This is a genomic window from Pseudoalteromonas sp. Angola-7, from assembly GCF_028599255.1.
GTDB classification, from domain to species: domain Bacteria; phylum Pseudomonadota; class Gammaproteobacteria; order Enterobacterales; family Alteromonadaceae; genus Pseudoalteromonas; species Pseudoalteromonas atlantica.
Genome location: NZ_JAQREL010000007.1, coordinates 88,971 through 109,224, shown reverse-complemented (window position 1 = coordinate 109,224; position 20,254 = coordinate 88,971). Strand labels below are relative to the sequence as shown.

15 protein-coding genes and 6 tRNA genes are annotated in these 20,254 nt (G+C 41.6%); 2 read left to right on the top strand and 19 right to left on the bottom strand.

The features are described from left to right. Positions 1-59: 59 nt before the first annotated feature. From PSH50_RS11545 to xerD, 17 genes are all read right to left on the bottom strand, one after another. A complete protein-coding gene (locus tag PSH50_RS11545; RefSeq protein WP_273609637.1) occupies positions 60-1,721 on the bottom strand; it encodes a P-loop NTPase fold protein in 1,662 nt (553 codons plus the stop codon). A 218-nt stretch (positions 1,722-1,939) separates the two neighbouring features. Next, the gene (locus PSH50_RS11540; protein ID WP_273587738.1) at positions 1,940-3,682 is read right to left on the bottom strand and encodes a potassium/proton antiporter; all 1,743 of its coding nucleotides are present in this window, start codon (positions 3,680-3,682) and stop codon (positions 1,940-1,942) included. A 174-nt stretch (positions 3,683-3,856) separates the two neighbouring features. Then, entirely contained in the window at positions 3,857-5,233 is a 1,377-nt protein-coding gene (locus PSH50_RS11535) for a Na+/H+ antiporter NhaC family protein (RefSeq protein WP_273587739.1), read from the bottom strand. Positions 5,234-5,420: 187 nt separating this feature from the next. Beyond that, complete coding sequence (gene pbp4b / locus PSH50_RS11530; protein WP_273587740.1) at positions 5,421-7,085, bottom strand: penicillin binding protein PBP4B; 1,665 nt, start codon at positions 7,083-7,085, stop codon at positions 5,421-5,423. 9 nt (positions 7,086-7,094) lie between these two features. Next, positions 7,095-8,270, bottom strand: a complete 1,176-nt coding sequence (locus PSH50_RS11525) for a DUF1343 domain-containing protein (protein ID WP_273587741.1) — start codon at positions 8,268-8,270, stop codon at positions 7,095-7,097. Between the two features lie 440 nt (positions 8,271-8,710). Next, positions 8,711-8,787: transfer RNA gene (locus PSH50_RS11520), tRNA-Arg, on the bottom strand. A 236-nt stretch (positions 8,788-9,023) separates the two neighbouring features. Continuing rightward, positions 9,024-9,100: transfer RNA gene (locus PSH50_RS11515), tRNA-Arg, on the bottom strand. 138 nt (positions 9,101-9,238) lie between these two features. Beyond that, positions 9,239-9,315 (bottom strand) — tRNA-Arg (locus PSH50_RS11510). A gap of 47 nt (positions 9,316-9,362) precedes the next feature. Next, a tRNA-Arg gene (locus PSH50_RS11505) sits at positions 9,363-9,439 on the bottom strand. Between the two features lie 149 nt (positions 9,440-9,588). Beyond that, positions 9,589-9,665: transfer RNA gene (locus PSH50_RS11500), tRNA-Arg, on the bottom strand. 34 nt (positions 9,666-9,699) lie between these two features. Further along, a tRNA-Ser gene (locus PSH50_RS11495) sits at positions 9,700-9,792 on the bottom strand. A gap of 128 nt (positions 9,793-9,920) precedes the next feature. Further along, positions 9,921-10,103, bottom strand: a complete 183-nt coding sequence (locus PSH50_RS11490) for a hypothetical protein (protein WP_024031585.1) — start codon at positions 10,101-10,103, stop codon at positions 9,921-9,923. A 396-nt stretch (positions 10,104-10,499) separates the two neighbouring features. Then, a complete protein-coding gene (lysS, locus tag PSH50_RS11485) occupies positions 10,500-12,035 on the bottom strand; it encodes a lysine--tRNA ligase (protein WP_096739134.1) in 1,536 nt (511 codons plus the stop codon). Between the two features lie 26 nt (positions 12,036-12,061). Then, a protein-coding gene (prfB, locus tag PSH50_RS11480; protein ID WP_096041210.1) for a peptide chain release factor 2 occupies positions 12,062-13,160 on the bottom strand; the annotation gives its coding sequence in 2 pieces (ribosomal slippage) (positions 12,062-13,084 and positions 13,086-13,160; 1,098 coding nt in all). 144 nt (positions 13,161-13,304) lie between these two features. Further along, positions 13,305-15,026 (bottom strand): single-stranded-DNA-specific exonuclease RecJ, encoded by a 1,722-nt coding sequence (gene recJ, locus PSH50_RS11475; protein ID WP_273587742.1) that lies wholly within the window; start codon positions 15,024-15,026, stop codon positions 13,305-13,307. 293 nt (positions 15,027-15,319) lie between these two features. Continuing rightward, positions 15,320-16,048: a bifunctional protein-disulfide isomerase/oxidoreductase DsbC gene (gene dsbC / locus PSH50_RS11470; RefSeq protein WP_004588004.1), complete on the bottom strand. Its 729-nt coding sequence runs from the start codon at positions 16,046-16,048 to the stop codon at positions 15,320-15,322. Between the two features lie 60 nt (positions 16,049-16,108). Next, complete coding sequence (xerD, locus tag PSH50_RS11465; protein ID WP_273587743.1) at positions 16,109-17,035, bottom strand: site-specific tyrosine recombinase XerD; 927 nt, start codon at positions 17,033-17,035, stop codon at positions 16,109-16,111. Positions 17,036-17,141: 106 nt separating this feature from the next. Between xerD and fldB the strand changes: the two genes are divergently transcribed. Continuing rightward, the gene (gene fldB, locus PSH50_RS11460; RefSeq protein ID WP_004588002.1) at positions 17,142-17,663 is read left to right on the top strand and encodes a flavodoxin FldB; all 522 of its coding nucleotides are present in this window, start codon (positions 17,142-17,144) and stop codon (positions 17,661-17,663) included. A 34-nt stretch (positions 17,664-17,697) separates the two neighbouring features. Here fldB and PSH50_RS11455 read toward each other — a convergent pair whose 3' ends face one another. Then, positions 17,698-18,645 (bottom strand): DMT family transporter, encoded by a 948-nt coding sequence (locus PSH50_RS11455; protein ID WP_273587744.1) that lies wholly within the window; start codon positions 18,643-18,645, stop codon positions 17,698-17,700. A 192-nt stretch (positions 18,646-18,837) separates the two neighbouring features. On the opposite strand from PSH50_RS11455, the gene PSH50_RS11450 reads away from it, so the two are divergent. Continuing rightward, complete coding sequence (locus tag PSH50_RS11450) at positions 18,838-19,752, top strand: LysR substrate-binding domain-containing protein (protein WP_273609636.1); 915 nt, start codon at positions 18,838-18,840, stop codon at positions 19,750-19,752. Positions 19,753-19,754: 2 nt separating this feature from the next. Here the strand turns inward: PSH50_RS11450 and PSH50_RS11445 are convergent, their stop codons facing one another. Continuing rightward, a complete protein-coding gene (locus PSH50_RS11445; protein ID WP_054983747.1) occupies positions 19,755-20,201 on the bottom strand; it encodes a DUF2147 domain-containing protein in 447 nt (148 codons plus the stop codon). Between the last annotated feature and the right edge of the window lie 53 nt (positions 20,202-20,254).

The following is a 20,254-nucleotide window of genomic DNA, read 5'->3' as shown; positions in this document are numbered from 1 at the left end:
TAATTTAGATAAATATTACCACCGAGAACACAGAGGCGCTTCGCGCTGCACAGAGGTAGTTAACTATCGCCCATGTAGTCTAGTGGTGAGGAAAGCTCTATAAAATCACGATATTGCTCTTTGGTAATTTTGTTGTATTCATCTTTGATATAGATATAGTTAAGCCATAATAAAGTAACTTCTGGAGAAATTCGTATTGAATGCTGAGCTAGGTTCTTTTCTGCGTTTTGCAACTCAGTTAAACCGTCATCGCTATCAGGAATCCAAACATCATAAGGGTTTAATTCTGAGACAAAAACACGAAAAAAAATATTCTTAATAAATTTTGATAGTGAAATAGGATAATTCCCCGTGGAATAGCTATTTTCTTTTGGACCAAAATTGTCATTATAAAATGTACTTATATATCTCTGTGGCTCAATAAAATAGATTATCTCGGCTGATAAATACTCTTTTGATATATCCTTTTGTAAGAAGTCAGCTAGGCTAATATCTATGATCTTATTTTCATCACCTCGTTCTGTTCTTTTGAACCTACCATTTATTATCTCCTCATAAAGTGGGTGGTCTTTTTCATGGATACAAAACAAAATAGCGAGCACAAGAACATCTACTTTTTTGCCACTTGGTAAATTAATAATAATGGCAGTAATACGTTCAGTAATTTGAATAGCTGTTCTTGCTGACACCTGAAAAGCATCTAATACAACAGAGATATTAGCTAAAGCAGTTTCGGGGTTTTCTGTGCGGGGGAGTAGCTCAATATTTTTACTTTCTAAATACGCAGTTTCAAATTTAGTTGTATCACTATGTACTGATAAAAAATCCTTCAAAGCAGGACGCTTTAAACTGTAACGACTATTAAAAAAACGGCCTAAATAAACCTTAGCGTCAAACCCTTCACCGTATATTGATTTTATTGTATGTTGGAGTTGTTCTGTATCTGTTGCCACAACAAACACGATACCTTTTACATCAAAAATATGTTTAATAGTCTCAAGCATTTCTACTGCATAATTTGGGCGACAACGGTCTAATTCATCAATAAAAATAAATATGGGTAACGATTTACCTTCCTGCTCTTCAAACTTATTTACCCAATCAGCTAACTTAGATTTTATTACTTCAATACTTTTGTTCTTAGCTTCATGATCTTTAATTAAGTTTTGCGCAAGCGCCTTTACAGCAGGCGAAAAGTCGCTGCCAGTTAACTTGTTAGAATTTTGCTTTTGATCATCTTCAATTTCTTCATCAGAGAATAGTAATGTGTGTAACTCATCTAAATCTATGCCTGATATTTTTTTAGTTAGGCCTTGTGCAATAGCAGGTGCAACGGCCTTAAACATAGAAACTGCACTCTTAGGAATAGTTATATTAAACTTAGCCTGACGTTGAAGCTGCTTGATGATACCTGCAATTACAGTTAAAAATGGGTCGTCTGAATAGTCTTGCTGCCATGCATCAATATATACAACAGGAAAATCTACTATTAATTCTCGTGACCAACGCTTAAGAAAATAGGTTTTACCTGCCCCCCATTCAGCATTGAGATTTAATACATAGTTTTTCTTTTGCTCAGCATCAGGCCTACTTTCGTCATAACCTTCTTGAGCCAATAGCCTTGATAAGAAAGTGGCGTAGCGAGCACGATCTAATTTATCGGCAGGAAAATATTCTTCTAATGGTGGCTTAGTTGCTTTACTCCAATTGAATTCTTTCATTTAATTCCCTTTAAATAGTCTTTTTTACATAGTGCAATATAAAACGCTCTATCGCTGAGTTCTCCGAGCTAACGCCCGACGCGCCAGCAAGCTGTACGCCTACAACAAACACTACATATAATTAGCTTTGGGTGTGCTCATTGCATCGGTGATACGTTGGGTTTCGTGTCACTCAACCCAACCTACGTCGCTAATATCTTGTAAATCATCGGTAATGGCTACTGCTTTAAAAGTCGTTGTTCTGGATTTTGTAAGTATTTTAAGCCGATGGTCACTATACGTGTATGTACCATTGTTATAACGCGTAGTTGAACATTACCAATAACCACAATTGAGCCTTTACTGATTTCTCCTGAGAGCTTTTGGTTGATCACCTCTTCCAAGCTTATACCCTCTGGCGCGTCTATTTTCATGTGATATGAGTAAAATATATCGCCTACTAGCGTAACCCCTTTCACTTTAAGTTCGTTGCGCGCTAAGTGACTGTCTTGGTGGTTTGTTTTATCGGTTGCTGTAAAAACTAAATCAACAAAAGGTCTGTTAGCAGGTTTTAAAACAACAAATAAATGATCGTTTGGTTTTAACTTAGTAGAGCCGCGTGGCGGTATGATTGAAGGCCCTCGTGTGATCATGGCTACAACTACACTTTCTGGCAGTGCAGCATGTGACAAACTGCGCCCAGAAACCCGAGAAACCTCACTTAACGTATACTCTACAATTTCTATATCAATATCGTTTAGGGCGGTAATTTCGAGCGTTGCAGCTGCTAAATCGGGTGGCGGCTCTATTAAACTTAACTTTTTAGCCATCCAAGGCATAGTTGAGCCTTGCAACGTGGCCGAGATTAACACCACGAAAAAAACCACATTAAAAATAAGCTCCGCCCCTGAAAGGCCAAACAACAGTGGGAATATAGCTAAAATAATCGGCACTGAGCCTCTTAGCCCCACCCAAGATACAAATAATGTTTCACGATTATTAAAGCCAAATAATTTTAAAATTGGCGCTACCGCTAGTGGGCGAGCAACAAAAATAAGTGCCAGTGCAATTAACAACCCTTCTAGCCATACATCAACCAACGACGAGGGATTAATTAAAAGCCCTAACACAACAAACATGGTTATTTGCCCAAGCCACGCTAAACCATCGTGAAAAAGAAAAATGCCGCGTTTATATACAAATTTACTGTTACCTAAAATAACGCCGGTTATAAATACAGCTAAAAAGCCACTGCCGCCAAGCGTTGCAGAAAGGCCAAAAGAAAGCAGCCCAAATGCGGTTACCATAACCAAATACAAACCTGATGCGTTTAATTTTATTCGATTAATAAACCACACCGACACCTTACCAATTAAAAACCCACAAACGGCGCCTACGCCCATTTGCTGGGCAAATAACTGCAGTAAACCCAGCCCTATTGGCATGTCGTTAACGAGCATTTCGAGCAAACCAACCGTTAAAAAAATAGCCATTGGGTCGTTCGAGGCACTTTCTATTTCAAGGGTTGATTTAAGCTTTTTATTTAAGTGAATACCGGCGCTACGTAAAAGTGCAAATACGGCAGCGGCATCTGTAGAGCCCACAATAGCGCCCAGCAAAACGCCTTGTAGTACGGGTAAGTCTAAAATATAAGTGGCGACAAGGCCGGTAATTACAGCCGTTAAAAGCACCCCGACCGTTGCTAAAGCCGAAGCCGGTTTCCACACTTGTTTAATTGAACTAGTTGGCGTTTGTAGCCCACCATCAAATAGAATAATAGCCAGTGCTAGGGTGCCCAGAGCATGCGCAGCCTCTGCGTTATCGAATGATATGCCGGCAATACCGTCTTCACCTGCAAGCATGCCCACCAGTAAAAATAGCACCAGCACGGGTAAGCCAACGCGCGCAGATAGCTTGCTCGAGATAACCCCTAGTAAAATTAAAATGGCACTAACAAGAATGATATTATCTATTACAAACATAGTGTGGGTTTACAGCCTTGTATAAATTAAAAAGTAAGAATTTATAGCTATTAAAAAGCTTAAAGCTCATGCCATACAATAACCTAAAAAATATAAATACGGGTACTTAACTGCATATTTAAAACAAAAAAGCCTGCGATTAAGCAGGCCTTTGAGTATTTAAACGAGCAAATTTTATAACACAATTATGCTTGTTACTAAATACGCTATAAACGTCAGTGCGCCGCCAAATAACGCATACGGTAGCTGCGTTTTAACGTGGGTGAGTAAGTCACACCCTGAGGCGAGTGCCGATACAGCGCTGGTGTCGGATATAGGGGAGCAGTGATCGCCAAATATACCGCCACCTAAAATAGCGCCTACCACCAGTGAAGGTGGCAAACCGAGCGCTTGAATAAGCGGTACGCCAATAGGAATTAGTATGGCAAATGTGCCCCACGAAGTACCTGTAGTAAACGACATAACCGCGCCGGTTAAAAACAGCACTGGTACAATTAAGTAAATAGGTAGGTAATCGCCCACTAGTGATGCGACAAATACGCCCGTGCCTAGCTCTTTTAAGCTTGCGCCCAGTGTAAGTGAAAGCAATACAATGCTCACCAGCGGTAATAACTCGCCCATGCCTTTAAAGCCGGTATCGACTAATTGATGGTGAGTAAATTGGCGCGAGCTAATCATTAAAACATATGCAACCACAATGGCTAATACCGTTGCGTATAAAACTGATTTAGAGCCGCTGCCTTCTGCAAGTACGCCGTTGCCGGTGTAAAACATAAAGCCTACCATGCTCACAATTAAGGTAAGTAATGGCACGAGCATGTAACGCGCTTTAGAGCCTTTTACTTCTTCTTTTAGGTCGGTTTTTTGTAGCTCTAGTTTTTGCTCGGCTTCTTTCATTGGGCCGTGTACTTTATCAAACGCGATAGTGTAAAACACAATGACTAGCGTGATAATGGCGTAAAAGTTGTACCCTACGCTGCCCCATAAAATAGAAACCGCCGATTCGCTTAGCTCGTAATTGCCAAGTAAACCCAGTACAAATGCGCCCCAACCGTTAAGTAATATTAAAATACACACCGGTGCACTGGTGCTATCAATAATATAAGCAAGGCGGGCTCGGCTCATTTTAAATTTGTCGAACAGGCCACGCGATACAATACCTGAGGTTAATACGCTGAGGTTTGACTCTATAAATACCGCGATGCCGGTAAACATGGTTAAAAAGCCAACTTGGCGCTTACTTTTTGCAATGCCTTTATTCATAAGCATATTAACGGTGGCTGCTACGCCGCCAGATTCGCGTATGTAGGCAAGCAAGGCACCAATCATAATACTGAATATTAAAATGCGAGTGTTACCCGGCGAGCTGGCTACCGATATTATGCGCTCAACGGTATTTAAAAATGTAGCAAATAAGGTATTACCCTCGCCTTGTATAGCGAGTAAAAATTCTGACGAAGCCACGGCCACCAAAAGTGCCATTATTACTTCTTTTCGCCAAAATACGATAGCGATAGCAATGAGCGGCGGTAATATAGAATACCAAGACATAAATTAACCTTTATTAATAGCGAAGTGCGTTCGCTTTATTCACGTTGAAACGCTTATTTTACAGGCCGTTTTAAAAATGTGGCCTGAATTTGTAAACCGCTTAGCTTAATGGATTGGCTTAGTTAAGTCACCTGCAAATAAATCACTTAAGGCACTGCACTTAGGCCGTTTTAGCCTAAACGATAATTTATTGATTTAGTAGTGCTTCGTAAATAAGCGATACCACCGAGCCATATTGCGCGGTCTCGTATTGTTTGCCCAAAAACTGGTAATGTTTTTGGCTTCCTTTTATTTTTGTGTGCCGCGCATTGGTCAATAAAATAATGGCTAAGTCGTAGGTTGGATCAATAACCGTTACTGTGCCCGTCCAGCCGGTGTGCCCATACGCTTGTGCGCTTGCGTAAGGGCCAAAATGCCAACGCCTAGCTTGGTTGTTACCTGCAAGCCTAAAGCCTAGGCCATAGGTTTCGTTGTTTAGTTGTGGCGTTACAAACTGCGTTAAGGTTGATGCGCTAAATAATTGGGTATTGCCAAAGCCACCTTGGTTTAATAGTACTTGGCAAAGCACAGCTAAATCGGGTGCGTTACTAAATAAACCGGCATGCCCTGCTACGCCATCAAACGAATAAAATGCTCGCTCGTCGTGCACTTCGCCTTGCAAAACATTGGTACGAATATTATCAAAGGCAATACGGCCATCACGGGTATTGCCGCTAAGCTCGGTTGCTGCAAATTCAGCGCGTTTAAAGCCCTTTTTAAGTGGGTTAAATACCGTATTGGTCAGTTTAAGTGGGGCGTAAATGTGTTGCTCTAAGTAGTCATCAAGTGGTTGCCCGGTTATACGCTCAACTAGTACGCCTAAAATCATGTAATCAATATCGGAATAAACGGCTTGTGCGGGGTATTTATTGCTCAGCGGTACTTGCGTAAGTAACAACTGCTTTGTGGTTTGGCTATTTTGCGAAAAATACGCATCGCCAGTTTTAGCACCTTTACGATGAAAATCAAACACAGGTGGGTAACCCGCTGTATGCGTGAGTAAATCTTTAACTGTGCGCAGCTCGCGGCCATCACCTTTGTATTCGGGTAAGTAACTTTGTACGGGCTTGTTTATATTTAAAAGCCCTTCGCTTAGAAGTTTCATAAGGGCAAAGTTAGTGGCAAATATTTTGGTGTTAGAGGCTAAATCAAACAGAGTATGTGTTTGCATTGGCTCTGGGCGTAGTAGCATTAAATCACTTTGCTGGTACTGTTTGGCATCGCCATAGGCACTAAGCTTTATTAGTTCACCACTTTTAATAACGGCTAATACCGCCCCCGGAAAACCAGCTTGTATGTCTTTTTCAATAAGGGCATCGACCTGGCTAAAGTCTATATTACTTTGCGCAGCGGTACTTAAGGTTGGAAACTCAAAGCGCAAGGTAAGGCTTGCGCCTTTAGGTTTAATATTTTCAACCTTAAACGTATTTACCCCGTTGTGGGTGCGCCTTGCTAGCGAATACTCATATAAAGTATTGGCGGCTAATTGGTTGGTAATATTAAGCTTTTGGTTATTTATAAAAATATCGGCGCTTATCGCGTTATTATTTTGAATTAATAACTGCCCTCGCCCTTTATACGCTTTAAATGTGCCACGGTTATTTACGTACTCACGGCTACTTGGGTTAGCCTCAGGAAAAGTGACAATAACTTGGGCGTTTGGAAGCGTTACTAATTTGCTTTGCTTAAGTTCACTTGCTGTAAACTCATTTGGCTTATTTGCCGTACTGCACGCTACAAGAGTCGCGCTAACAAGTGCCAATAAAGCCTTTTTAAAACAGCTGCTTAACGTTTTTTTTATTACTAAAGCCATTTGCACCCCTTACTTGTACAGCAAATACGGCGCTCGTTGCTTTTTAAATGCTGCAAGCCCTTGCTGCCAACTTTGTTTTATTTGCCGCTCTGATTGCCCTGCTTCAATAGCTAACCGTAGTTTGTTGGTACCAGCCAATTTATCCATAAAATCAGCGCGTTCAAAAAAGGTAATATTGTTTTTAGATAATTTATTATAAGCCGTAATTAAATAACTTAAATCAAGCCCGCGCGTGTTTGCTGTGCGTAGATCGAGCCCTTTTACCGTTATATTTTTAAATTTAGGGTTTGCTGCCGCCCCTTTTATCGAGCGCGGTGTAAAACTAAAACCCCCAAGCGCAACGGGAGAGTAGCCAATTACTTGAAACGCAAAGTCGGTGCCTCTGCCAATACTTACAGGGGTTGCTTCAAAAAAGCACAGCGACGGATACAGCGCAATTGATTGATCGTTCGGTAAATTAGGGCTGGGTTTTGCAGGTAAACTGTAGGATGTTGAGCGCGTGTAATGATCAACTGGGATCACCGTAAGCTTTAAATCAGCCGCTTTATTGATCCAGCTTTCGCCTTTGATCATTTTTGCAAGCTCGCCTACCGTCATGCCGTGCAGCACGGGGATTGGGTGCATACCTACAAACGATTTAAATTGGCGCTCAAGTATTGGCCCATCAACGTAGGCAATATTGGGGTTTGGCCTATCAAGCACAATAAACTCAATACCTTGTTCGGCTGCGGCCTCCATCATGTAATGCATAGAGCTTATGTAGGTATAAAAGCGCACGCCCACATCTTGTATATCAAAAATAATAGCATCTACTTCGTTTAGAGCCTCAGCGCTTGGTTTTTTGTTTTTGCCATAAATAGAAATAAGCGGGATACCGGTTTTACTATCAACCGCATTTTTAACATGGGCTCCAGCGTCGTGATCGCCTCTAAAACCATGCTCAGGTGCAAAAATTTTGGTTATGGTTATATTTTTAGTGAGTAAAGCATCAACTAAATGAGTATTTTCAACAAGCGATGTTTGATTTACCACAAGGCCAAGACGTTTATTTTGTAGCTGTGGCAAATAATGTTTGTATTGAGCAGCGCCAACAATTGGCGTTGTTTGAGCTGTGTGAGCGTGCGCGCCCACATTAAAAATAGTGATAAATAGTAAAAAAAAGGTGATGAATACAGCTTTAAACATACAGCAAGTTCCTTTTAAACAAGGTGTTTAAAATACCACAGCTTAAGTTAAAGAGCAGTGAATGGTTTTGAGCTGTACATAAGTAACTAGAAGCTGCGCTTCTAACGTGAGCACGCTTTACGTCTACGACGATTAAACTCAGGGTTTAAAGTTTTCCCGTAGGCGCTAAGCTTGCTAGCGCGACGAGCATAGCTCGTAAATGGGTTAAATACTAATGTTGGTTTTGAGCTTCTCATTTATTCCTCTTTCACTTCTCTTTGTAATGTTTCTTAAAACAAATTATTCACAAAGAGGTTAAGAGGCGCTGCGCTTTTAGAGAAGTGACTGAATAGAAGATTTGGCACTATGTAAAATTGGATTTTACTAATACCTGATAGCTGATAGCTTTCTCAAAATTCAGATACAAAAAAACCGACTTAATGTCGGCTTATGTATGAAAGTGGTGGGCGCAGGAGGATTCGAACCTCCGACCGCCTGGTTCGTAGCCAGGTACTCTATCCAGCTGAGCTATGCGCCCACTTTCATTTTTTCTTATTTATACTCTAAGTGGAGTTTCTGAAACAATAAATATAAGTACACATTGTAAAATATGCGCTTAACTTTTATGTTATTTCAGACACAAAAAAACCGACTTTTGTCGGCTTATTTATGAAAGTGGTGGGCGCAGGACGTATCTTCTAAGAGTGAACCTCCGACCGCTTGGCTTTAAGCCAACACTTTACTTATTTATACTCTAAGCAGAGTCTATGAAAGTGGTGGGCGCAGGAGGATTCGAACCTCCGACCGCCTGGTTCGTAGCCAGGTACTCTATCCAGCTGAGCTATGCGCCCACTTTCATTTTTTCTTATTTATACTCTAAGTGGAGTTTCTGAAACAATAAATATAAGTACACATTGTAAAATATGCGCTTAACTTTTATGTTATTTCAGACACAAAAAAACCGACTTTTGTCGGCTTATTTATGAAAGTGGTGGGCGCAGGAGGATTCGAACCTCCGACCGCCTGGTTCGTAGCCAGGTACTCTATCCAGCTGAGCTATGCGCCCACTTTCATTAGTTACTTGTTTATACTCTAAGTTAGAGTCTGTAAAAGTGGTGGGCGCAGGAGGATTCGAACCTCCGACCGCCTGGTTCGTAGCCAGGTACTCTATCCAGCTGAGCTATGCGCCCACTTTTACTGTTTGCTTATTTATACTCTAAGCAGAGTGTGTAAAAAGTGCTGGAAGCAGGACGTATCTTGTAAGAATGAACCTCCAACCGATTTGGTTTTAAACCAAACACTTTAACTTATTTATACTCTAAGCAGAGTGTGTAAAGAGTGGTGGGCGCAGGAGGATTCGAACCTCCGACCGCCTGGTTCGTAGCCAGGTACTCTATCCAGCTGAGCTATGCGCCCAATCTTTACTTTACAAGACTGCCATTAAAAGAAATGGTGGAGAAGGAGGGATTCGAACCCTCGATAGAGCTACAAACTCTATACTCCCTTAGCAGGGGAGCTCCTTCGGCCACTCGGACACCTCTCCGTCTTGTGGGGCGTATAATAAAGATTTCAGAAAATATGTCAAACACTTTTATGCCAAAAATGACTATCTGGTTACAGAACGCACATAAGTCAGCTTTAATTGTATAATTGGTTTGAAAAGTAAACGATTTAAATGTTTTTGTCTTGTGGGTTAACGCCCATTAAAGGCACTAAATCATCTTTGAGCTGCGCTAAATATTGCTCTTGGTAACCTAATTGCTGAAACTCAGCAATACAGGCTCGGTAATAAGCTTGTCGCTTTTGCTCTGTGGTGTCAGTTTCTGGCGATTCTTCAACTCGGTTGTCTTTCATATTATATTCTAAGTCCATTTGAGAATTCATATTTAGAGTGCTATTTTAACCCAGCTCAAAATTTTGGCGTATTTTAGCTAAGTTTTTTACATAAATACAACATAATGTTTAAAAAACAGTCATAAAATTACGTTATAGCACTGTTATTAAGGTTATTTAAAACAAGGCTACATTAAATAACCCAATCTGAATTAACTATTAATAAGTACTAATAACTAGCTTTAAAATTTAGCTTAGTACTAATTAATTAAAAAGCGAACAATCTTATCCTCTCTTTCGTCTGTTTTTATAAAGCAATTTACTCTCCAACTTTTCCTGCATTGGCGCTTATTTTTGTACTCACACAAAAACGCCGCTAAAATTCAGCGGCGTTTATCACATTTATTTTGTTAAAGCTTAGTCAGCTTGTGGGCGCATATGCGGGAACAAAATAACATCTTTAATGGTTGGTGAATCAGTAAATAACATTACTAAGCGGTCAATACCAATACCTTCACCGGCAGTAGGCGGTAAGCCGTACTCTAGTGCGCGTATGTAGTCTTCATCGTAATGCATTGCTTCATCATCGCCGGCGTCTTTTTCTTCAACTTGGCGAGTAAAGCGCTCTGCTTGATCTTGTGCATCGTTAAGCTCCGAGAAGCCATTTGCAAGCTCACGTCCGCCAACAAAAAACTCAAAGCGGTCGGTAACAAATGGGTTTTCGTCGTTACGGCGCGCAAGTGGCGATACTTCCCACGGGTAGCCTGTAATAAATGTAGGTTGGATAAGCATGTGCTCAGCCGTCTCTTCAAATATTTCACATAAAAACTTACCTGGGCCCCATACACAATTTTCAGGAATTTTAACGTGCACTTGTTTAGCGTACGCTTTTAATTCTTCAAAGTGGTTTTCTGGGTCATTAAATACCGCAGCATCAAACTCAGGGTTATATTTTAAGATAGCATCAGCCATGCTTAGGCGCTCAAACGGTTTGCCAAAGTCGTACTCTACTGAGTCGATAACTTCGCCGTTTTCATCTTTAGTGGTATTAACTACAATTGGGCTACCTAAAACATTTGTTGCAACTGTACGTAGCATGTCTTCGGTAATGTTCATCAGGTCGATGTAATCAGCGTATGCTTGGTAAAATTCAATCATAGTGAATTCTGGGTTGTGACGCGTTGATAACCCTTCGTTACGGAAGTTACGGTTAATTTCAAATACGCGGTCAAAACCACCTACTACTAAACGCTTAAGGTAAAGCTCAGGCGCTATACGTAAGTACATGTCTATATCAAGTGCGTTATGGTGAGTCACAAATGGACGCGCAGACGCACCGCCAGGAATAACCTGTAGCATTGGCGTTTCTACTTCCATAAAGTCGCGCTCTGCTAAAAAGCGGCGAATACCTTCAACTACTTGTGAGCGAATGCGGAATGTTTCGCGCGTTGCTTCGTTAGTAATTAAATCAACATAACGTTGACGGTACTTGGTTTCTTGATCTGATAAACCATGAAACTTCTCTGGTAATGGGCGTAGTGACTTAGTAAGTAGTTCGTACTCGGTCATTTCTACGTATAAATCGCCTTTACCTGATTTATTAAGCGCACCTTTAACACCAATAATATCGCCAATATCTAGTTGGCCATATTTTGCTTTTAAGTCTTTTTGCACATCTTTAGATGCGTAAGCTTGTACACGGCCTTTCATGTCTTGAATGGCCATAAAAGGACCACGCTTAGCTAAAATACGGCCAGCAATTGATACAACGTGCTTAAGCTCTACTAATTCTTCTTTACTCTTATCACCAAACTCAGCCTGTAAATCAGCCGTGTAATGTTCACGACGGAACTGATTAGGATGACCGTTGGCTGGGCAATTTTCGCGGATAGCGTCTAATTTGCCGCGACGCTCAGCGATTAACTTATTTTCGTCTTGGATTTGATCAGTCATTTTTTAGCTCTTTTTTAGCTTGGTGGTTATAGGCCAGATTTTAGGCTGGCTTCAATAAATTTGTCTAGGTTGCCGTCAAGTACCGATTGCGTATTACGGTTTTCAACGCCAGTTCGTAAATCTTTAATACGTGCATCATCAAGTACGTAAGAACGAATTTGGCTTCCCCAGCCAATATCCGATTTTGCGTCTTCTTGCGATTGCTTTTCAGCATTTTGCTGCTGAAGTTCAAGCTCAAATAATTTTGCTTTTAACTGCTTCATTGCTTGGGCTTTATTTTTGTGTTGTGAACGCTCGTTTTGACACTGAACAACCGTGTTGGTAGGTACGTGAGTAATACGTACTGCCGATTCGGTGGTATTTACGTGCTGACCACCCGCGCCCGATGCACGGTAAACGTCTATACGTAAGTCAGCCGGATTAATATCAATTTCAATATTGTCATCTACTTCTGGGTAAACAAACGCAGAGGCAAACGAGGTATGACGACGACCACTTGAATCAAATGGGCTTTTACGTACTAAGCGGTGTACACCTGTTTCTGTGCGCAGCCAACCATATGCGTATTCGCCTACAAAGCGCACTGTTGCACCTTTAATACCGGCCACATCGCCATCGGTTGCTTCTACTAGCTCAACTTTAAAGCCTTTAGCTTCGCCCCAGCGTAAATACATGCGTAATAACATGTTACACCAGTCTTGTGCTTCAGTACCGCCAGACCCAGACTGTAAATCAAGGTAAGCATCGTTTGCATCGTGAGAGCCCGAAAACATACGGCGAAACTCTAAACCCTCAAGCTGTTTATTTAAGCCTTCAAGTTCAGTTTGCGCTTCAACAAACGTGTCTTCGTCTTCTGCTTCTACTGCAAGCTCTAATAAACCTTCTACGTCGTCAGCACCCGCTACTAAGTTGTCGATTGTTTCAACAACCGCTTCTAAGGCTGATTTTTCACGACCAAGTGCTTGTGCGCGCTCAGGTTCATTCCATACGGCTGAATCTTCAAGTTCGGCGTTTACTTCTTCTAGGCGCTCTTGTTTGTGAGCGTAGTCAAAGGTACCCCCGAAGCAGTTCAGTACGTTCGCGAATTTCCTTGATTTGATTAATCACAGGATTCACTTCAAACATGTACATTACTCCAAAATGGCTAGATTATTGCGCGCTAAAATTAGCACTAAACGCAATAAATTATCGTCAAATGATAAAAACGCCCGATTTTAACAAAAAACCGCGCGCTTTATTAGCCTTTTATGCATGCATTGTGCATATTTTTTAATGCACTTTTTCAAGCTCGCGAACAATTAATTGCAGGCTAAACTTGCCTCTAAATTCGTTTATGTCGAGCTGATAAGCCACTTTGACATAACGGGCCTCGGTGTCGGGCCATGCTTTTACATCTATTCCAAATGCAATGGCGTCAACTAAGCGCCCAGATTGATGTTTAAGCACCAGCTTTAAGTGTTTTTCGCCTACTATACGCTGCTGAATAACTTCAAAGGTGTGCTCAAATACCGGCTCAGGAAATTGCTGCCCCCATGGGCCTGATTGCTTTAATAGCTGAGCAAAGTCCATTGTAAAGCACTCGTTTGGCAGCTCGCCATCGGTAAATACAATGCAGCGTTTACTTTCTTCGCTTAACTGCGCGCTTACAGCTGCATCAAACGCGTTTTTAAAGTCATTAAAATTTTGCTCATCAATACTTAGCCCTGCCGCCATGGCATGGCCGCCAAATTTATTAATTAAGTGCGGGTCGGCGGTATTTAGCCCTTCGAGTAAATCGCGCATGTGCAGCCCTTCAATAGAGCGGCACGAGCCTTTTATTTCACCGTTTTCGCCACCGGCAAAAATAACGGTTGGGCGGTGGTATTTTTCTTTTAAGCGACCCGCCAAAATACCAATAACACCTTGGTGCCAATCTTCTTGGTATAAACAAATGGCATCGGGAATGGTGTCGTCACTAAACGCAAGCCTATCAAGCACTGCTTGCGCCTCGGCTTGCATGCCCTGCTCTATTTCGCGCCGTGCATGGTTTAAGCTATCTAACTCGCTGGCAATACGCCTTGCTTGGTTTATATCGGTACTTAATAAGCACGCTATACCCAAACTCATGTCATCTAGTCGCCCTGCTGCGTTTAAACGCGGGGCCAACGAAAAACCAAAATCACTGGCGCTTAAACGCGCGGCATTACGATTAGCCACTTCGATAAGCGCAGTAATACCTGGGCGTGTTTTACCGCTGCGAATACGCGCCAACCCTTGGTGTACTAAAGTGCGGTTATTTGCATCAAGCGCGACTACATCGGCCACGGTGCCTAGGGCAACTATATCAAGCAAGTCGGCTAAATTTGGCATAGCATGGCGTTCAAAATAACCTTGCTCTCGTAACGTGCTTCTAAGGGCTATAAGCAAGTAAAAGGCAACGCCGACACCCGCAATTGATTTTGAAGGAAAACGGCAATCATGACGGTTTGGGTTAACAATTGCATCGGCATTAGGGAGCTGCTCCCCTTGCAAGTGGTGATCAGTAACCAGTACTTTAATGCCCACTTTTTTTAGTATGTCTATGCCTGCAATACATGAAATACCGTTATCTACCGTAATAACCAGCTCTGGTTTTATATCAACAATTTGCTCAGCAAGCGCTGGGCTTAAACCATAGCCTAAGCTAAACCTGTCCGGCACAAGGTAGTCTAAGTTATTAAAGCCAAACATTGCCAAGCCTTGCATTAAGGTGGCTGTACTGGTTGCGCCATCGGCATCGAAGTCGCCAACAATTAAAATGCGGCTTTGCGCATTCAGCGCATAAATTAATAGCTCGGTGGCTTTGTCGATGTCTTTAAACAGTTTAAAGTCGATTAGCGTGGCTGCACTATTATTTAGCTCGTGTGCATTTTGCACGTTACGCGTGGCATAAATTTGCTTAATAACAGGGTGCAGATCGCTTGGCAGGTAAGAATCGTCTACATTTTCGCGCGCAATGATCAGTTTTTTCATGCTGGTTTTTAACTTATGGTGTTCATAATAAAAAGACAAAAAAAGGCCATAAAGGCCTTTTTAAACCAATTCGCTTAATTAAGTGGTCTATTTTGAGGCTGAAAAAACGTGTTGATAGCTAAGCAATAAATCCGCTATTTAGTTGTTCTCGGCAATAGCTCCTGCATTGCTCTATCTTCTGCATCCATGCAGTCGTAAATAAGCATTTTTTAACGCCAGTAAAACACGTTTAGCCCCGCAAAATGATTAAGTATTATCGCGGATTGGTATTAAACAGGTACTCAGGTTTTTAATTAACCTGCTTTGTTCGCCTCAAGCGCTGCACTTAATGCGGCGGCTGGCTGGTAGCCAGGGATCATTGTACCGTCTTCTAAAATAATGGCTGGCGTACCGCTAATACCAAAGCTTTGGCCTAGCTGGTAATGCTCAGCTACTGGTGCGCTACAACCGGCAACTACTTTAGTGTCTTCGCCTGATTTAGCTTCTGTTAGTGCCTCTTGTTGGTCGCGTGCACACCATACATTCATTAAATCGGCGTAGCCCGAACCTTGCAGTCCACCACGCGGAAACGCTAAATAACGAACAGTAATGCCTGCATCAAGCAAGTCGTCTAGTTCGCGGTGTAATTTACGACAATAGCCACAACTAATATCGGTAAATACCGTAATTTGGTGTTTTTCGTTAGGCGCTTTATAAACAATCATTGAATCTTGGTATTCTTTAATACCTTCAACACGGACACCATTTAACGCTTGCTCGGTTAAGTTGCTGCGGTTGTTTAAATCAATTAGCGTGCCTTGCATTAAAAACTGGCCGTCTGGGCTGGCGTAAAGTACACCTTTATTTGTAATAAGCTCTTTTAAACCGGCAACGGGGCTTGGGTTTATTTGCTTAACTGTTACACCTAACGTGGCAAATTTAGTAACAATAGGATCATTAGCATCTGGCGTTGTGGCTACGCCATTTGCAAATGCACTAATACTTGTGCACAACATTGCACCTGCTAACATTAATTTTTTCATAATTTTCTCTATCTAATAATACGTACTAAATTGACCGCTAAGCTGATATTAAATTTCATATTACGCGCGCGGATGATGCTCTGAGTGTACCGATTTTAATCGCTCATTGGCAACATGGGTATAAATTTGTGTAGTCGATAAGTCGCTGTGCCCTAACATCATCTGCACCACTCTTAAGTCGGCACCATGATTAAGTAAATGTGTTGCAAAGGCATGACGCAATGTATGCGGCGATAAATCTGACTCAATAGACGCCAAAATAGCATAGTGTTTAATACGATGCCAAAAGGTTTGTCGGGTCATACCTACACCGCGTTTTGAAGGAAACACAAAATCGGTGGCGTGTTTTATCATTTGCCCACGCCCCCCTTTTAAAAACTGCTCAAGCCAGTACATGGCTTCTTCGCCTAAGGGTACTAAGCGCTCTTTGTTGCCTTTACCTTTTACAAACACAACCGACTGGCGCAAGTTAATTTGCTCCATACGCAGCCCCACCAACTCAGTTACACGTAAACCAGTTGCATAAAGTAGCTCTAGCATGGCTTTATCGCGCAGCCCCATTGGCTCTTCAATATCGGGTGCGCTTAATAATGCCTCTACTTCGGCTTCTGAGAGCGTTTTAGGTAACGATTGGCCCGCTTTTGGTTGCGCAATGTTTTCAAGCGGTGAGCTTGCGATACGTTTTTCACGTACAAAATACTGATAAAACCGCTTTAACGCACTTATGCTGCGTGCCGTGCTACGTGGTTTCAACCCTAAATCTACGCGATACGCTAGGTAGCTTTCTATATCTAAGCTGGTTACCGTCATTAAGCTTTCGCCTTTTAAAAACTGACAAAACTTATCTAGGTCACTGCGATACGCGCTAAGGGTGTTTTCGCTTACACCTTGCTCTAAGTACAAGCTATCTAAAAAGGTTTCTAAAAAGTCGCTGTTGCTGTTTAGCTCGGTATTTGGTTCAGGTAAATCGTCAGGTAGCGTTGTCACGTTGTGATCTCATGTTGGTAATACCCACGGTAGAAGGTATCAATTAAAAATACCTTACGGTAAACTGCGCCCTATCATAACAGGCAATTACACAGTGATAAATACGATGCAGATTGGTTTATTTTTTGGCTCTACTACATGCTACACAGAGATGGCAGCAGAAAAAATTCGCGACCTTATTGGCGCCGATGTAGTGACCTTACACAATATTAAAGACGAACCACTTAAAAATGCAGAGCAGTACGACTTTATCATCTTTGGTATTTCAACATGGGATTTTGGAGAAATACAAGAAGACTGGGAGTCTAAGTGGGACGACATTAAAGATGTAAACCTAAATGGTAAAACCATTGCTTTATTTGGCATGGGCGACCAACAAGGTTACGGACAATGGTTTCAAGACGCCCTTGGTATGCTTCACGATGAAATAAATACCCAGTCGTTTACGCAACTTGGTTTTTGGCCAAACGATGAAAACTACGAGTTTGAAGCGTCAAAAGCACTTACCCCCGATGGCAAACACTTTGTTGGCCTAGCGCTTGATGAAGACAGCCAATACGAGCTAAGCGATGAGCGCATAGCCAGCTGGGTTGAACAAATAATGACAGAGTATAGCGAAACGCTATAACGAGTTTGGCCTAAACCATGTTTAGGCCAATACATTACAAATAACTAAGTTTTTTAGCGCACTTTTTTTCACGTATTTTTGCTTGCCTTTGCAATAACCAATTAGGCGCAAAGGTATTAATAATACATGCCAGTACAATAAGCGCTGAGCCTATTACTTGCGATAAACTTAATGTTGTATCGTAAAAAATTAGCTGAAATAACAACGCAAATAATAAGTTAGAATAAATAAGCGGTGCTAGCTGCGAGTTAGAACTGGCTAATCGGTACGCCTTTCCTCTAAAAAACTGCGTTGCAGCGGTCGAAAACCCAATTAATGCCACCATCAGTAATAAACTGTAATTGCTTATATCGATTGCAAAACCTTGATAAAATAGCTCACCTTCGCTGGTAAACATTAATACTGGCACCATAAAAATGGCAGCCAGCGTAAAACTCCAACCGTTAATAACCATCATCGGAAGGTTAATTTTACTGGCTCGAAACAAGGTGATTTGCGAGCAGGCATTAAAAATACCAGCCCCTAAACCAATTAATAAGCTCCAGCGCCATTGTATGCCGTCGCTATGAATATTTTGAATAATCACACCCGCAAACATCAGCGCCATTGTAGGTAGCAATAACCAATTTAATTTAGTTTTAAAAAGCACCCGTTCTATTAGCGGTATAAATAACGGCCCAGTGCTAAATAAAATAACCGCTTCCACCAGCGTTAAAGTATTTAGCGCCACTAAAAAGCAATTTTGGCACAGCACTATAAAAATTGCGCGAATAGCAAAGGTTCGCCATGCTGATTTATTAGGCAGCTGCCATTTAATACCTGCCGCCAATGCCAGCATAATAATCGCGGGTAAAAACACCCGTAAAAAAACCACTTCGCTGGTGCTAAAGTAATCGGTAAGTAACTTGGCTATAAAGCTATTTAACGCCAAGGTAAATGTAGAGAGCAGCATAAACATACTAGCACGAGAATTTAACGTCACCGCAGTTATCCTTTGAATAAAAAATGAATGTAAAAAGCAAAATTAAAGGCTTAATTTTTTTAATCTATTTATTATTTTTCAAAAAATTGGCATTGGCTTTTATGGCGCTAATTTTACGTGTACTTTATAAATTTAAAAGCGAATAATATTAAACTAACCTGTAAGTAAAACTTAACTGTTAATAAATAACCTATGATCAAATCAGCGCCGTTAAAATCTCTCTATACGTTTATAGCTGTTGCCGAAACTGGCAGCATGGTGCTCGCGGCTGAGCAGCTAAGTATTAGTCACTCGGCGGTAAGTCAGTCTATTAAAGCGTTAGAGTTACAACTTAATACACCGCTTTTTAATCGCATTGGTCGCCGCGTTGAGCTCAACCTTGTGGGTGAGCGCTATTACAAACGCATAGCCCCAGCCATGGCTGAAATTTTAGCAGCCAGCCAAGAGGCAAGTAACACAGCGAATGAGCCAACTTATTTAACACTCAATATGGTTAACTCACTAGCTCTGCACTGGTGGATCCCTAGGGTGGCTGATTTTCAGCGCATTTCGCCAAATAGTGACATTCGTATTTCTAACTTGGTGGGAGAATTTGATTTAGAGCGCGAAGGGATTGATGCAGCGATTATTCATGGCCAGCCCGATAAGTGGCAAAAATATCACTGTGAAAAACTAGCCGACGATCAGTTAATTTTAGTCTGTAACCCACAGCTTTTAGTTGGCTTAAATAAAGATGAGTTAACCGCGCAAAATTTGCTGCAGCGTTTTAAAGCAATCTACGTTACCAACCCACGTAGGCAAAACGATTGGCAAGCGTGGTGCGAGGCTAATAATTTAGCGCAGCCTAAGCAGCATAATAACTTAACCTTTAATATTTCAGTGCAAGCAACGCAAGCCGCGATGCGCCAGCTTGGCGTTTTGGTCACCCACAAACAGTTTGTACGCGACGATATAAAGCACGGCATGCTCACGCAAATTGGCCAAAGCATTGTAAATCCGCATCAGCAGTTTTATTTTGCAACGAGCCACGCCATGCTTAATCACCCACAGGTAAGCGCATTACGAGCGTGGCTAAAGCGCGAATTTTTAAAAACAGCAAACGAGTAGTGCTACTCCACACGTTGCCAATATTGGTTACGGTAAAAAAAGCCTATATAGCCACGTACTTCTAATGTTTTACCGTCGTTTTGTGGCGTTAGTTGCACGGTATAAGTTTTACCATTTGTAGGGTCAAGTATTTCACCATCGCCCCACACGCCATCATCTTCTGGTTTTACATCAGTGATTATGGTCATCCCTAAAATAGGCTGATTTTTTAATGCCCCATCACACTCTTTACAAATACCGGTTTGTTTAGCTGGGTCTAAAATAGCCTCAACTTTACCACTGAGCACCTTATCGTTTTGAGTAATGCGTACGTACGATTTAGCCTCGTTGGTGTCTTCATCTATGGTTTTCCAAAGCCCAACAGGAGTCATGTTTGCAAGCGCACCTTGGCTTATAAATAAAGCCGCAGCGAGTGTTGTTAGTAACGGTAATTTGTTTAACTTTTTCATTGTGTTGCCTAAATTAAAAATGGCGAATAAAACGATAATACCAGCTGATTTAT

What these genes read in the sequence shown, in the direction of transcription:
- dsbC (WP_004588004.1), bottom strand. Translation starts at nt 16,048, where the DNA reads ATGAAAAAATTAATGTTAGCAGGTGCAATGTTGTGCACAAGTATTAGT.
- PSH50_RS11535 (WP_273587739.1), bottom strand. Translation starts at nt 5,233, where the DNA reads ATGTCTTGGTATTCTATATTACCGCCGCTCATTGCTATCGCTATCGTA.
- fldB (WP_004588002.1), top strand. Translation starts at nt 17,142, where the DNA reads ATGCAGATTGGTTTATTTTTTGGCTCTACTACATGCTACACAGAGATG.
- PSH50_RS11525 (WP_273587741.1), bottom strand. Translation starts at nt 8,270, where the DNA reads ATGTTTAAAGCTGTATTCATCACCTTTTTTTTACTATTTATCACTATT.
- PSH50_RS11445 (WP_054983747.1), bottom strand. Translation starts at nt 20,201, where the DNA reads ATGAAAAAGTTAAACAAATTACCGTTACTAACAACACTCGCTGCGGCT.
- PSH50_RS11450 (WP_273609636.1), top strand. Translation starts at nt 18,838, where the DNA reads ATGATCAAATCAGCGCCGTTAAAATCTCTCTATACGTTTATAGCTGTT.
- PSH50_RS11540 (WP_273587738.1), bottom strand. Translation starts at nt 3,682, where the DNA reads ATGTTTGTAATAGATAATATCATTCTTGTTAGTGCCATTTTAATTTTA.
- PSH50_RS11490 (WP_024031585.1), bottom strand. Translation starts at nt 10,103, where the DNA reads ATGAAAGACAACCGAGTTGAAGAATCGCCAGAAACTGACACCACAGAG.
- recJ (WP_273587742.1), bottom strand. Translation starts at nt 15,026, where the DNA reads ATGAAAAAACTGATCATTGCGCGCGAAAATGTAGACGATTCTTACCTG.
- pbp4b (WP_273587740.1), bottom strand. Translation starts at nt 7,085, where the DNA reads ATGGCTTTAGTAATAAAAAAAACGTTAAGCAGCTGTTTTAAAAAGGCT.
- lysS (WP_096739134.1), bottom strand. Translation starts at nt 12,035, where the DNA reads ATGACTGATCAAATCCAAGACGAAAATAAGTTAATCGCTGAGCGTCGC.
- PSH50_RS11545 (WP_273609637.1), bottom strand. Translation starts at nt 1,721, where the DNA reads ATGAAAGAATTCAATTGGAGTAAAGCAACTAAGCCACCATTAGAAGAA.